This window comes from Xanthomonas campestris pv. badrii, assembly GCF_012848175.1.
Taxonomy (GTDB): domain Bacteria; phylum Pseudomonadota; class Gammaproteobacteria; order Xanthomonadales; family Xanthomonadaceae; genus Xanthomonas; species Xanthomonas campestris_C.
This window is the reverse complement of record NZ_CP051651.1, coordinates 1,667,156-1,681,336: the sequence shown is the minus strand read 5'-3', so window position 1 is coordinate 1,681,336 and position 14,181 is coordinate 1,667,156. Positions and strand designations below refer to the sequence as shown.

Below are 14,181 nucleotides of genomic sequence, written 5' to 3'. Positions count from 1 at the left end.
CACGTTCCAAGTGGATTTTTATCGCTATTTTGCTAGCAAGGTATTACTCAACGATTTTCTGCGACAAACAAGCAACAAAAATTCTTCGTCAGGACGTAACGTACAAGGGCCTGAATCGCAGGCAAAACTGCCCCATGCAGGGGGAAGGCAAATCATGAAAAACGTAAAAAATTGGCTTAAGGCCTTTTGCTTAATCGCCGGACTGTTTGCATCGAGCGCGGCAATGGCCCAATGCTGTGGAACCGGCGGTATCGGCGCAAATGCAATGACGGGACTTGGCGATAGCAACCCAAAATCCGCCAACCTTGCCATTGACTCCTCTCTTGCCATATATGAACTGCATCGTGATGGAGTCACCTATTTGCAGATCAATGATGTCACCGGCGTGGTCCGTGCGGTAGTCGCCAGAGTGGACAACGCACTTTGGACTTTACCGATGGGGAAGGATGTAGATCGCGTCGTGCTGTCTCCAGAAAACAAGATTTCTGCAAGCACGGGCTCAGATGATTCGGCAACACTTGATGCAATCCAACGCAGTCAGGCACGACTCGTCTATAAGACAAAAAACTTCACGGTACTAACGCGGCGGGAAGCAATTGGGGACCAGTGGATAGTCTCCCCCTGACTGCCACGGAATCGGACTCAGCAACAAGAAAGGTGAGAACCAACGCATGGCGGCGGCGGAGTGTGCCGCCATGCGCTTTCAATCGCGCTTCCAGTTCGGCCTCAATGTCATTTGAGTCGCGTCCAACCAGCTCAGCTGACGAAGAATCTGCAATGACGCGTACCATAACCCCCCTAGCCCCTCTGCCTGTCCAAGCACGCGCCTGGATGAAATGCCTGCTTGCTGACGGCAATATCTCGACACAGTTGAGCACGCTGCGGTACGCGCTCAGCTGTAACTCTAGCGAAAGATTTCTGCAATTCCCTCGTAACACATGCTCGAATTGAGATCGACAGAAGCGCTCAAGCGCCGGCGAGCGCAAGGCTTGATATAACCCATGCGTCTCGATTTCCAACGGATATAATGATGCTACATACTGCTGCAACAACTGCGACTCAAGGACACCAACCCTAGTCATCTCCATAGCTATGGCATGCTGTCCTTTCGCCCTCAAATCAGCTACAACATCTTTGCGCATTCTATTGATCTGCACATTTATATCAGAATATTCAAGCACACGATTGCGCAAAAGACGTTCAGCACTTGAGTAGCTCGCACGAGCAAAAATCAAAGGATCATCCTTCGCACGATTGGAAGCCCTATTACGGGCAGGATCACGCAGGCGTGCGTTAAAGACGAAGAGAACCGTCGTCGTGAGCGCGTAGAGCAATTGGATACTGAAAACGTTTTGATCAAAGAATCCAATCTGGTAGACCCGGGGAAGAGAAAATTCAAGCGCGAAGCTTGCCAATAGCGACCCCAATGCAGCACCTCTCCATCCATGCCTTAGGGTCAGGACAATCATCGGCAAAAGTATTGCGACCATCAAGATGTTGCGAATCGATTGATCTTTCGATATGCCCAGACTGAAGAAAAAAACGAGGATGACAACGACTGAAATAGCAAAATCCCTTGGAAGACCGGAATGCACTGGACCGTCATTCCAGTTTGCCCACAGCATCGCCGGAAGCAACAAAACCAGGATTCCGAGATAGCTGCCTGACCAATAGCGCAAGAGCAGATCGATCACGGGATATATCGGCGGTCCACCGAGCGTCTCATTCAATAACATGCTGCATACTGCATTCCAAAGCCCCAATGCGAGTGCGGCAGGAATTAGCCAATGCTGGCTTTTGATAATATGAGGAACATGGTAGCGAAGCACAAAAATGCCGCTAGCGATTAAAGGTGCATGCAGAAACGGACTCAGATAAGACCATAGGGGGTTGAATCCCTGCATTTCGCCTAGGGGAATACGCAAGACCAACATTGCCACAGCGTCCCCTAACAACAGGTACGGCCATTCTCTATATGGTCGAAAAAGCAAAGTGACGACCCGCAAGCCAACCGGCAGATACCATTGATCAATGGACAGGCGCCAGAGAATCAGAAATACCAAGCAGTAGCACACGCTGATCAGCGTGCCTCTCAGGACTTGTTTAGCTACCGCCATACCACCACTCCTTGGTTCCACGAGTCTTCCTAGTCTGGAGGGAACTGATCGATGGAGTATAGCGATGGCGCACACATTGCGATAAGGGCGGATACGTTTTTGGCATGTAGCGTGTGCGTTTAACGACGCGCATTGCACTTTGCTGGTGCATTAGCCCCATACATGGATGAACGCCGGGCTCGGTAGCAAGCGATAGCCGATGCATCCAACGACGCATCGGGAGAGACGCAAGCGCAGTGCTCATGATGCGAACCTGACCTTGCCGCGCGGCTTGGCTTGCTGGCGCGGCTTATGCAAGCGTGCATAGCGTTTGAATCACCCCAACGAAGAAGGCCGCGCATTGCGCGGCCTTCTTCACCTTCCATGCCGATATCAGCATAACCGTCGAAATCAGCCCTCCATCTGCTCCAATTCCTTGCCCTTGGTCTCGTAGACGTACTTGAGCACGAAGAACACCGAGATGAACGCGGCGACGGTGTAGATGCCGTAGGCGCCGGCTAGCCCGATGCTGCCGAGCAGGATCGGGAAGCTGACGGTGATGGCGAAGTTGGAGGTCCACTGCGCGGCGCCGGCAATGGCCAGGCCCGAGCCGCGGATCTGGTTGGGGAACATCTCGCCCAGCATGACCCACATCACCGGGCCCCAGGAGGCATTGAAGAACACCACGTAGACGTTGGCGGCCACCAGCGCCAGCATGCCCATGGCATCGGACATGGCGAGCTTGCCATTGGGGTCCAACGAGGCCGTGGCGAATGCATAGGTGACCAAGGCGAGCGAGACGGCCATGCCGGCCGAGCCGATCCACAGCAGCGGTTTGCGGCCGATCTTGTCTACCAGCATCACCGTGACCAGGCAGGCGCCGATGCTCAGGCCGCCGGAGAGCACGTTGATCAGCAAGGCGTCCTGCTCGGAGAAACCCACTGCCTGCCACAGCACCGCGCCGTAGTAGAAGACCACGTTGATGCCGACCAGTTGCTGGAACACCGCCAGACCGATACCGATCCAGACGATGGGGCGGATCTTGCCGGTGGCCTTGTTGATCAGGTCGGAGAACTTGGGCTTGTGCTGGTCGGCCGACATCGAGGCGGCGATCTCCGCCAGCTTGGTCTGCGCGGCCGCGTTGCCGTACAGGCGCTTGAGCACCACCAGCGCCTGCTCGCGGCGGCCCTTGACCACTAGATAGCGCGGGCTCTCGGGGATGACCAGCAGCAGCACCAGGAACAGGATCGAGGGGACCGCCTGCATCCAGAACATCCAGCGCCACGCGGCCTGCCCGGCCCACAGCGGCTCGGTGGAGGCGCCGGCGGCGTTGGCCAGCAGGTAGTTGCTCAGGAACGCGCAGAACAGCCCGCTGATGATGGCGATCTGCTGCATCGTGGCCAGCCGGCCGCGGTAACGCGCGGAGGCGACCTCGGCGATGTAGGCCGGCGAGATGACGCTGGCCGCACCGACGGCGAAGCCGCCCATCACGCGGGCGAAGATGAAGAAGCCGGAGCTATGCGAGGCGCCGGCACCGATGGCCGAGAGCAGGAACAGCGCGGCGGAAATGATCAGCACCGCACGGCGACCCCAGCGGTCGGCCAGACGGCCGGCAAAGAAGGCGCCGATGGCGCAGCCCAGCAGCATCGAGGCGACCTCGAAACCGGTCTCGGCGGCGGTGGACTGGAAGGTCTGTTTCAGGCCATCGACGGTGCCATTGATCACGCCGCTGTCGAAGCCGAACAGGAAGCCGCCGATGGTGGCCACGCAGCTGATCAGGATGATGAAACGGGTGTTCTCGCCGGCATCGGGGGCGCCGTCAATGGAAACACTGGACATGGGTTCACCTGGGAACATGCAAGGGAGCGGCCACGGGGGTGGGCGCCATCGGCCGGCGACACAGTGCGCCGCCGGCCACGGGACATCAACGCGTCAGATACTGGTTGATCAGGTTCTCGTAGGCTTCCTGGCGGCCACTGATCTGCGTGGGTGCATTGCCGGCGGCATAGCTGGCCAGGTCGGCCAGCGTGCTGGTGCCGTTGGCAAATGCCGCACCGGCACCGCTGTCGAAGCTGGCGTAGCGCTCGGCGCGCCATTGCTCCAGCGGCGAAGCCGTCAGCAGCGCGTTGGCCACTTCCAGCCCGCGTGCGAACGCGTCCATGCCGCCGATGTGGGCCAGGAACAGGTCCTGCGGGTCGGACGATTCGCGGCGCACCTTGGCGTCGAAATTCAGGCCGCCCGGGGCCAGCCCGCCCTGGCGCAGCACCACCAGCATCGCGCCGACGGTGTCGTACAGGTCGGTCGGGAACTGATCGGTATCCCAGCCGTTCTGCGGGTTGCCGCGGTTGGCGTCGATGCTGCCCAGCAGGCCGGCATCGCTGGCCACCTGCAGGTCGTGCTCGAAGCTGTGGCCCGAGAGCGTGGCATGGTTGGCTTCGATATTGAGCTTGAAATCCTGATCCAGGCCGTGCTGACGCAGGAAGCCGATCACCGTGGCGCTGTCGAAGTCGTACTGGTGCTTCATCGGCTCCATGGGCTTGGGCTCGATCAGGAAGTTGCCCTTGAAGCCGATGCTGCGACCGTAATCACGTGCCAGGGTCAAAAAGCGCGCCATGTTGTCCTGCTCGCGCTTCATCTGGGTGTTGTGCAGGCAGGCATAGCCTTCGCGGCCGCCCCAGAACACGTAATTCTCGCCACCGAGTTCAACGGTCGCATCGATCGCGGCCTTGACCTGCACCGCGGCACGCGCGACCACGTTGAAGTCCGGGTTGGTCGATGCACCATTCATGTAGCGCGGGTGCGAGAACAGGTTGGCGGTGCCCCACAGCAGCTTGATGCCGGTATCGGCCTGGCGCTGCTTGGCGATGCCCACCATGTGCTTGAGATTGTGTTCGTACTCGCCGATGTCATCGGCATCCGGTGCCAGATCGATATCGTGGAAGCAGTAATACGGCACGCCGAGCTTGGTGAAGAACTCGAACGCGGCATCGGACTTGGCTTCGGCGCGCGCCAGTGCGGTGTTGCCCACATCCCAGGGATAGGCGCGCGTGCCCGGGCCGAACGGATCGGCGCCGTTGCCGCAGAAGCTGTGCCAGTAGGCCACGGCAAAGCGCAGGTGCTCGGCCATGGTCTTGTCGCCGATGGTCTTGTTGGCGTCGTAGACCTTGAACGCGAGCGGGTTGTCGGAGTCGCGGCCTTCGAAGCCGATCTTGCCGATGCCGGGGAAATATTCCTTCGCGCCGATGTAAACGGTGTTGCTCATGGGGTGTGATGTCCTTGGTTCTGGGGGAGTAGTGAATCAGTCAGCGTAGAGCGGGCTGACGACGTGCAGGTGCTTGAGAAAGGTCTGGTAATGCTGCTGGTACTGGGCCACGCGCTGCGGGTCGGGCTGGGCGGCAAGTGCGTCGTCCACCTGCAGGTGCTCCAGCACCACATCCGACAACGCATCGGTGCCACCATCGTCGCGCTCGCAGGCCCATAGCGCCTGCAAGGCGGCACCGAAGGCGGCGCCCTCGGGCTGGGTCGGCACCACGACCGGCAGGTTGAACACGTCGGCGACCATTTGCCGCCACTGCGCGCTCTTGCTGCCACCGCCGGTGAGCAGGATGGTGTCGAACTGCAGGCCGGCGGCGACGAAGGCATCGAAGCCATTGCGCAGGCTATAGGTGGCCCCTTCCATCGCGGCGCGATAGAAATGCGCGGCGGTGGTGTTGTGCAGGTCCATGCCGAACAGGCAGCCGCGTGCATCGGGCAGATTGGGCGTGCGTTCGCCATTGAAGAACGGCAGCAACACCAGCCCGTCGGCGCCCGGCGCGGTGTCGGCGATCATCGACTCGGTCTGCTCGCGGGTGATCGAGAACATGCGCATCACCGCCTCGGTGGCGACGGTGCAGTTCATGGTGCAGATCAGCGGCAGCCAGCCGCCGCTGGACGAGCAGAACGCAGCCCAGCGCGCATCGTCGTCCACCACCGGGTGATCGGCGTAAGCGAACAAGGTGCCGCTGGTGCCCAGGCTCATGGTCAGGCGGCCTGGCACCACGTTGCCGGTGCCGATGGCGGCCATCATGTTGTCGCCACCGCCGGTGGTCACGCGCACGCCGGCCGGCAGGTTCAGCGCCTCGGCCGCGGCATCGGACAATGGGTAGACCGCGCCGGTGTCCACCAGCGGCGGCAGTGCGGTGCGCAGATCGCGCTGCGCATCCACCGCGCCGAGCATGCGTTCGGACCACTGCCGTGTGCGTACATCCAGCCAGCCGGTGCCGGAGGCATCGCCGACTTCGGCAAAGCGCTCGCCGGTGAGCCAGAAATTGATGTAGTCGTGCGGCAGCATCACCGTGGTCATGGCCGCATAGGCGTCGGGACGATGCTTGCGCGTCCACGGCAGTTTGGATGCGGTGTAACCGGCCAGGATCGGGTTGCCTGCGGCCGCGACGCTACCCGCCGCGCCGCCCACGGCGTCCATGATCTCGTCGCATTCCAGCGCGGTGCTGGTGTCGCACCACAGCTTCACCGGCGCGGTGACGCTGCCGTCGGCAGCCACCGGCACGAAGCCGTGCTGCTGGCCGGACACCGAGATGCCGCGCACCTGCGCACGCTGGTCGGCATCGAGCTGCGCAAAGCAATGCACGATGCCGTCGACCCACCACTGCGCCTGCTGCTCGCGGGTGCCGTCGTCGCGGCTGATCAGTTCCATCGGCGCGGCGATGGTGGCGACCACGGCGCGCTCCTGCGGAGCGTAGGCCACCAGCTTGACGCTCTGCGTGCCCACGTCCAGTCCTACGTACAAGCTCATTGCTTCACCAATCGGTTGTTGTTGAGTCCCACCTGCTGGGTGCGGCCCGCGCCCAGTTCCAGGTCCAGGGTCTGCCCTGCGTAGGACAGTTGATAGCGCCCGCCACGATCGCTGTGCAGGCGTGCCTGCAGCAAGCGACCGCCATCCCATTCCAGGTCGATGCTGGCACCGCCACGCACGCGCAGGCCACGCACGCTGCCGCGCGGCCAGGCGCTGGGCAATGCGGGCAGCAGAAACACACTGCCGCCCCAGCTTTGCAACAGCATTTCGGTGATGCCGGCGGTACCGCCGAAGTTGCCGTCGATCTGAAACGGCGGGTGTGCGTCGAACAGGTTCGGGTAGGTGCGCTCGGGCGAAATCAGCAATTGCAGGATGCGATACGCATGCTCGCCGTCGGCCAACCGCGCCCACAGATTCAACCGCCAGCCGATGCCCCAGCCGGTGGTGTTGTCGCCACGCGTCTCCAGCGTGCGTTTGGCTGCAGCGGCAAGCTCGGGCGTATCGCGCAGATTGATCTGGCTGGAAGGATGCAGCGCATACAGATGCGAGACATGGCGGTGATGGATCTCCGGCGCGTCCATATCCCAATCCTGTTGCCACTCCTGCAACTGCCCGGCCTTGCCGATGCGGTTGGGCGGCAATTGCTCGCGCAGGCTCGCCAACTGCTGTGCCAGCGCCGCATCCACGCCCAGCAGCTTGCCCATGGCGATGCATTGCGCAAACAGGTCGCGCAGCAGCTGCGCGTCCATGGTGGGACCTGCGCACACGGCCGCGCCGAACGGGTGCTGGTTTTCCGGCGAGATCGATGGGTTGGTGACCATCGCGCCGGTTTGCGGGTCGCGCACCAGGGTGGCAACGAAGAACTCCGCCGCGCCCTTGAACAACGGGTAGATCTTGCTCAGATACGCGCGGTCGCGGCCATAGTCCCAGCGGTCCCACAGCTGCTGCAACAGCCAGACGCCGCCCATCGGCCACAGGCTCCATTGCGCACCGTCGATCGGCCCGGCCTGGCGCCACAGATCGGTGTTGTTGTGCACCACCCAACCCGGCGCGTCGTAGAGCGCCTTAGCGGTATGCGCCCCGGTCTGGGCCAGGTCGAGCAGCATGGATTCCAGCGGTTCCACGCATTCGTGCAGTGCGTTGGCCTCGCTGGGCCAGTAGTTCATCTCGGTGTTGACGTTGATGGTGTACTTGCTTTCCCACGGCGGCTGCATCAGGTCGTTCCAGATGCCCTGCAGGTTGGCCGGCTGGGTGCCGGGCCGCGAACTGCAGATCAGCAGATAGCGACCGTACTGGTGGTACAGCGCCGCCATGGCCGGATCGTTGCCGGCTGCGAACCGTTGCATGCGTTCGTCGGTGGGCAGGCGTGCCGCCTCGCTGGTGCCCAGGTCGATCGCCACGCGCCGGAACAGGCGCCGGTGATCGGCAAGGTGGGCACCCAGCAATGCGGGGTAATCGGACTTGGCGGCCTTCTGCAGGCTTGCCGCCGTCAACGCCAGCGGATCGCCATCCACCGCGTCGAAACGTTGGAAACTGGTTGCGGCCGTCAGCAGCAACACCACTTCATCGGCAGCCTCGATACGTAGCCGGTCACGCACATGGCTGACGGTGCCACCGCTGACCTTGGGCACGACGCGCAAGGCAAAACGCAACTTGCCGTCGATACCGGCAAAGCCGCTGTTGCGACCACTGAACAGCAGGCCGCCCTGCTCCACCGTGACCTCGCCGCTCTGCGGGCTGTCGATGCCGACCCGCAACGAAATACCGCCTGGCCGATCGCAGGACAGGCGCACCACAACGCACTGCGACGGTGCCGACACGAATACCTCGCGACGGTGCACGGCACCACCGGAGCGGAACGTGGTGGTGGCCACCGCGGTGTCCAGATCGAGCTGGCGACGGTACTCGCTGATGCCGTCGGCGCGATCGAAATCCAGCAACAGATCGCCCAACGGTTGATACGGCATCTGCTTGAGCGGGCGCGACAACAGCTTGGCGTCGGCCAGTTGCTCGGCCTCGGCATAGCGGCCGGCAAAGATCAGCGCGCGCACCTGCGGCAACGCGGCCAATCCCTCCGGGCTGGTGGAATCGTAGGGGCCGCCCGCGTAGAGCGTGTCTTCGTTGAGTTGCAGGCGCTCGTGGGCAATGCCGCCCCACACCATCGCGCCGAGTCGGCCATTGCCGACCGGCAAGGCCTCCACCCATTCGTTGGCCGGTTCGCGATACCACAGCTGCAGCGCGTCTGCCGGCGCTACGGCCGGCAAGCCCGCGCCACTGCCGGGACGCGCAGCCTGCGCGGCTACCGGTGCGGCGCCCAGGACCGCAAGCGCGGCCCCGGTGGCCTTGCACAGTTCGCGCCGGGTCAGCACGGCCACCGCCGTGCTGCCTCACCGGAACCGCCCGCGACTGCCTTGCGGCGTTCCGGCATCTGCTCGCTCATCGACTGAAGACAGCCTGCGATCATCGACGACGCGCTTTGCCGGACGCAATCTTGCGCTGCAACACGCTGACCGCCTTGCCGTCGTACTGGATGCTGGTGTCGGACTTGGGCTCCAGCGCACCGGCGTCGGCGCGTGGACCATCGACGAAACGCACATTGATGGTGCGCTTGGCCTGCATGCCGGTCCAGCTGCCTTCGCGCTTGCCGATGCTCAACTCGCCCTTGGCCTGGTTCCACACCAGCGGGATGCGGCTGAACTCGCCCTTCTCGTAGCCGTAGCCCTTGCCGTCATCCTCATACAGCGAGAACTGGCCATCGGCGCCGGTGTAGACCACCACGGTGAGCGGTGCATCCGGCGTCTGGTCCACGTATTCCTGCACCGGGCCGGTCGGCACGATGGAGCCGGCACGCACGAACAGCGGCATGCGTTCGATCGGCGCGGCCGCCTCGATGGTCTGGCCGCCTTCGTAGCGCTTGCCGGTGGCGAAATCCAGCCAGCTGCTGCCGGCCGGCAGGTATACCTGGCGCGAGGTGGCGCCGAAACGGGTGACCGGTGCGACCAGGAACGCCGGCCCGAACAGGTACTGGTCGTTGATGTCGCGTGCCTTCGCGTCATCCGGGAAGTCCATCATCATGCCGCGCATGATCACGCCATCGCGCTGATAGGTATCGCCGGCCAGGCTGTAGATGTACGGCAGCAAGGCGTAACGCAGGCGGTTGTAGTAGGCCATGCTCTCGTAGAACGGCGTGCCTTCCGGAGCGATGTTCCAGATTTCGCGGTACGGGAACTGGCCGTGCGAGCGGAAGATCGGCACGAACGCACCGAACTGGAACCAGCGCGTATTGAGCTCGCGCCACTCCGGCAGGTGCGCCGGATCCTGGCTTTCGTAACGCTTCTCCACCGCAAAGCCGCCGATGTCGAAGGTCCAGTTGGGCAGGCCCGACAGTGCCATGTTGACGCCAGCGGAGATCTGGTCGCGCATGTCGTCCCAACGCGAGACGATGTCGCCGCTCCACACCGCCACCGCATTGCGCTGGGTGCCGGCATAGCCCTTGCGCGAAAGGATGAACACGCGCTTGTCGTCGGCCGCGCGGTCGCCCACGTACACGCCATGGGTGTGCGGCAGCGGATAGGAGTTGAAGTATTCGGTGGACGAGCCCAGCGCATTGGGCGTGGTGCGTGCCTTGCGCTCGCCGATGTCCAGGTTGGAATGCACGTCCGGTTCGTCGGCGTCCATCCACCAGGCATCGAAGCCCTTGCTGTTGAGCTTTTCGTTGACCTGGCGCCAGTAGATGGCCTGGGCCTTTTCCGAATACGGGTCGTAGAACGAGTTCTTGTAGCCCTTGCCGATCCAGTCCAGTTCGCCCACTTCCACGTTGCGCTTGAACATGAAACCGGCCGCGTCCAGTTCCTTGTAGTTGGCGGTGGTGGGGTAGAACTTGGGCCAGATCGAAATCATGATCTGGGCGTGCATGTCGTGCACGGCCTTGACCATGCCGTCCGGATCCGGGAAGTGCTGCTTGTCGAAATCATGCGAGCCCCAGGCGTCTTCCGGCCAGTACGACCAGTCGAGCACGATGTTGTCCAGCGACAGCTTGCGCTTGCGGTATTCGGCCACCGCACCCACCAGCTCGTCCTGGCTCTTGTAACGCTCGCGGCTCTGCCAGAAGCCATAGGCCCACTTGGGCAGCATCACCGACTTGCCGGTGAGCTCGCGGTAGCCGGCCACGGCCTGGTCGTAGGAATCGGCGGAGACGAAGTAGTAGTCGATCATCTGGCCGGCTTCGGACCATAGCGACAGATCTTTCGCTTCGGCGGCAGGCAGCGGGTCGCGGTGCAGCAGCGCGATGTAGCTGGGGTCGATCAGGTCCCACTCGATCTTGACGGTGTGGCGCGTACCCGGTTCCAGCTCCAGCTTGAACTCGTGATTCCACGGGTTCCAGTTCTGGCGCCAGCGGTCGATCACCAGCTTGCCGTCCACGTACAGCTTGGCGTACTCGCTCGAGTACAGCGAGAAGGTGTGCTCGCCACCGGTGAGCGCTTCGATCTCGCCCTCCCAGCTGACCTGCATGCGGCTGTCCTTGTCCTTGGTGATCGCCTTCTTGGGGAACTTGCTCAGGTCGCTGATGTATTGATAGTTCACCTCGCTCTCGCGGCGCTCGAGCACCTGCTTGCCGTTGATCGCATAGCGTGCGGTCAGCGCGCCGGCCTTGCCCTTGGCGTCGTACAGCTTCAGCGACTTCGGCAGCGGCTGCAGGCCGCGCGGGTCGCCCAGGCGGGTGATCGAGTTGTTGTCCCATAGCAGGCCGTAGTTGCGGCTGGACACCAGGTACGGCACCGCCATGTCGATGTTGTTCTGCTGCAGCTCGACATTGCGGCCCTTCTGGTTCATCCAGCCCTGCTGGTGCTGGCCGAAGCCGTACAGCGCCTCGTCATCGGGCGACTGGAAGCGCTGGCGCACGCTCAGGTACTGCTTGCCCTCGACCTTCAACGGCGCAAAGCTGCGCCCGCCGGCCACTTCGGCCAGCACCGGCTTGCCATTGGCATCGGCAAAGCTGACATGGCCATCGACGGTGGACACGGTGGCGGTGACCTTGCCGGTCTTCAGCTGCACGTTGTCGCCCTGCTCGGCCACCTGGAAGGCGGTGTCGCCCTGCACCGGCACGCGCATCAGGCTGGGGCTGCGCGCGAAGTCGCCGTCCGGATCCGCGCTGACGCGGATGATGCCGGCATCGACCACCTGCAGTCGCACCGGCGCGGCGCCCTTGGCGCTCGGCACCACGGTGACGCCATCGGCGGCCTTGCGCACCTCCTGCGCGTGCGCGGCATTGGCCAGCAGGGCCAGCGACAACGCCAGGCAATGGGCAAGCGGTGTACGTCGGTTGGCAGGCGCGGGGCCGGCGGAACGGATGGTGGTTTGCATGATCACTCCCTTGGAATTGCGAAACGTTGCCGCGGGGGCGGCAGCGCATGGGTGGTATTCAGAAGGTGCCGACGACGGCGCGAGCGGTCGTCAGTGTGGTGCGGGCGGCGCGCAACATCCGGAGCGGACGCGTGGTCCATGTTGCAGCGGGTACTGGCCGCATCCAACGGATGCTGCGCATCGCCGTTGTCATTCCTGCTTATTTGTAAGTGGCTAGCGTGATCTTGAGCAGCTGCGGCGCGCTGGAGAAATTGACCCCGTAGTCGGTCTGGTCGCCGTTCCAGTTGCGCACGAACTTCCAGTCGGTGCCCTCGTAGACACCTTCTTCGACGCGGTCGTAAATCATGTTGGCGGTGGCTTCGCTGGCCGGGTGCAGGGTCACGCGCGCGTGGTAGCCGGTGACCAGGAACTCGTCCGGGCCCAGCTCGGCGATCAGCGCAGCGCCGATCGGTTCCGGGTTGCCCGGCGGGTCGCCCTTGAACCAGAACTGCGGCACGCCGTAGGTGATGGTGGCGCTCCAGCGGTCGTTGAGCTTGAGCTCCTGCACGGCCTGGCCGGGTTCTTCGGCGGTGCCGTGCAACTTGCCTTCGGAAGCGGCCTTGGCAAACGGGCGCATGCCGCGCTTGACCAGGTCAAAGCCCAGCGCGAACGGCGCCAGGGTTTCTTCGTTGACGTGCTTGGCACCCAACGGGTAGTTGGAATAGCGCGTGTAATCCATGCCGAACGCCGACCAACCGATGCCATCGTGCCCCAGTGCCGGGAACAGGTAGCGTGCGTACTCCGGGCGGTTGCCGGTTTCGGCCACGAACAAGGCATTGTCCGGGCGCGCGTAGCGCTCCAGCACCGTGGTGTACATGCGGTACTCGGGCATGTAGATGTCCGGCGCCAACAGATCGATATGCGGGCCGGCCGCCTTCCACACATCGAGCACGTTGTCGGTGGGGCCGCCGCTGGCGTACTGGCCGGGCTGGCCCGGATTGAAGGGGCCGCGCAGCGCGGCGTTGACATACATCGGCAGCGGATATTCGGCCTTGCCGGCTTCCACGACCTGGTCGATGTAGCGGCCGATCGACCACGCATGGAACACTTCATCGGCATCGGCGCCGAATACCTGCGCCCAGGTGCCGGGCTGCTTGTTCAAGCGCTTGACCAGCTCCTCCGGCACCGGGCCATCGAACAGCTTCTGCGCCATTGGCGAAAAGTCGCGCACGCTGCCGTAGGTGCCCGGCTCGTTCTCCGGCTGGATCATGATCACGGTGTGTTGCGGGTCCACTTTCTTCAGGTGCTGCATGAAGGCGACGAACGCCTTGCGGTCGGCCTCCAGCGTGGACGGTGCATGCGGCGACAGCGAGCCGATCGACTTGCCTTCGCGGGTCACCACGCGCGGGAAACGCTGGTTGTCGGTCTTGACCCAATGCGGCGCGTATTGCGGGCCATTGTTCTTCCAGGTCGCAAACCACAGCAGCACCAGCCGCACCTTGTGCTCGCGCGCCTGGGCGAGCAGCGTATCGACGAAGGAGAAGTCGAACTTGCCTTCTTCCGGTTCCACCTGCTCCCAGGCGATCGGCACCTGCATGGTGTTGGGGCCCAGCACCTGCATCGCCGGCCACACCTTGTCCATCACGCCGGGATAGTTGCTGGAGTTGTTGACCTGCGCGCCCAGGATCAAAAACGGCGCACCGTCGACCAGCAACGCATGCTTGCCGTTCTTGCTGACGAACTGCGGCATCGGCGTCTGCGTCGCCGGTGCCTGCGCAGAGGCCGGCGCGGTGGCGGGCGCGTTCGCCGCAGGTTTGGCGGCGTCGGGCTTGGCAGCGCTGTCCTGCTCGCCGGAGTGGCAGGCCGCCAGGGCCAGCGTCAGCGCGGACAGCAGCAGCGGGCGCAGGCAGTGACGGACATTGGAACGGGAAGCTGCGTGCGTAACGGGGG

Annotated in this window: 8 protein-coding genes and 1 other RNA gene; 1 reads left to right on the top strand and 8 read right to left on the bottom strand. The window is 63.2% G+C overall.

What is annotated here, in order from left to right:
• Positions 1–10 precede the first annotated feature (10 nt).
• Positions 11–625, top strand: coding sequence for a hypothetical protein (locus HG421_RS07165; RefSeq protein WP_228331118.1), 615 nt, complete (start codon positions 11–13; stop codon positions 623–625).
• Here HG421_RS07165 and HG421_RS07160 read toward each other — a convergent pair.
• From HG421_RS07160 to galD, 8 genes are all read right to left on the bottom strand, one after another.
• Positions 570–2,117, bottom strand: a complete 1,548-nt coding sequence (locus HG421_RS07160) for an MASE1 domain-containing protein (RefSeq protein ID WP_169705826.1) — start codon at positions 2,115–2,117, stop codon at positions 570–572. The genes HG421_RS07165 and HG421_RS07160 overlap by 56 nt on opposite strands.
• Before the next feature lie 390 nt (positions 2,118–2,507).
• Positions 2,508–3,935: a sugar porter family MFS transporter gene (locus HG421_RS07155; protein WP_169705825.1), complete on the bottom strand. Its 1,428-nt coding sequence runs from the start codon at positions 3,933–3,935 to the stop codon at positions 2,508–2,510.
• An 85-nt stretch (positions 3,936–4,020) separates the two neighbouring features.
• The gene (gene xylA / locus HG421_RS07150; RefSeq protein WP_169705824.1) at positions 4,021–5,358 is read right to left on the bottom strand and encodes a xylose isomerase; all 1,338 of its coding nucleotides are present in this window, start codon (positions 5,356–5,358) and stop codon (positions 4,021–4,023) included.
• A 36-nt stretch (positions 5,359–5,394) separates the two neighbouring features.
• Positions 5,395–6,888 carry a xylulokinase gene (gene xylB, locus HG421_RS07145; RefSeq protein ID WP_169705823.1) on the bottom strand — a complete coding sequence of 498 codons (1,494 nt, stop codon included), beginning with the start codon at positions 6,886–6,888 and terminating at the stop codon, positions 5,395–5,397.
• Positions 6,885–9,257 carry a glycoside hydrolase family 95 protein gene (locus HG421_RS07140; protein WP_169708113.1) on the bottom strand — a complete coding sequence of 791 codons (2,373 nt, stop codon included), beginning with the start codon at positions 9,255–9,257 and terminating at the stop codon, positions 6,885–6,887. The genes xylB and HG421_RS07140 overlap by 4 nt, the downstream gene beginning before the upstream one ends.
• Positions 9,258–9,348: 91 nt before the next feature.
• On the bottom strand, positions 9,349–12,252 hold the full coding sequence (locus tag HG421_RS07135) for a TIM-barrel domain-containing protein (protein WP_169705822.1): 2,904 nt from the start codon (positions 12,250–12,252) through the stop codon (positions 9,349–9,351).
• Positions 12,253–12,318: 66 nt separating this feature from the next.
• A non-coding RNA gene (locus tag HG421_RS07130) (sX9 sRNA) lies at positions 12,319–12,392 on the bottom strand.
• Between the two features lie 59 nt (positions 12,393–12,451).
• On the bottom strand, positions 12,452–14,122 hold the full coding sequence (gene galD, locus HG421_RS07125; protein ID WP_282434636.1) for a GH35 family beta-galactosidase GalD: 1,671 nt from the start codon (positions 14,120–14,122) through the stop codon (positions 12,452–12,454).
• Positions 14,123–14,181: the final 59 nt, after the last annotated feature.

Coding starts and splice junctions, on each gene's coding strand:
- HG421_RS07160 (WP_169705826.1), bottom strand. CDS start 2,117: ATGGCGGTAGCTAAACAAGTCCTGAGAGGCACGCTGATCAGCGTGTGC.
- HG421_RS07155 (WP_169705825.1), bottom strand. CDS start 3,935: ATGTCCAGTGTTTCCATTGACGGCGCCCCCGATGCCGGCGAGAACACC.
- xylA (WP_169705824.1), bottom strand. CDS start 5,358: ATGAGCAACACCGTTTACATCGGCGCGAAGGAATATTTCCCCGGCATC.
- xylB (WP_169705823.1), bottom strand. CDS start 6,888: ATGAGCTTGTACGTAGGACTGGACGTGGGCACGCAGAGCGTCAAGCTG.
- HG421_RS07135 (WP_169705822.1), bottom strand. CDS start 12,252: ATGCAAACCACCATCCGTTCCGCCGGCCCCGCGCCTGCCAACCGACGT.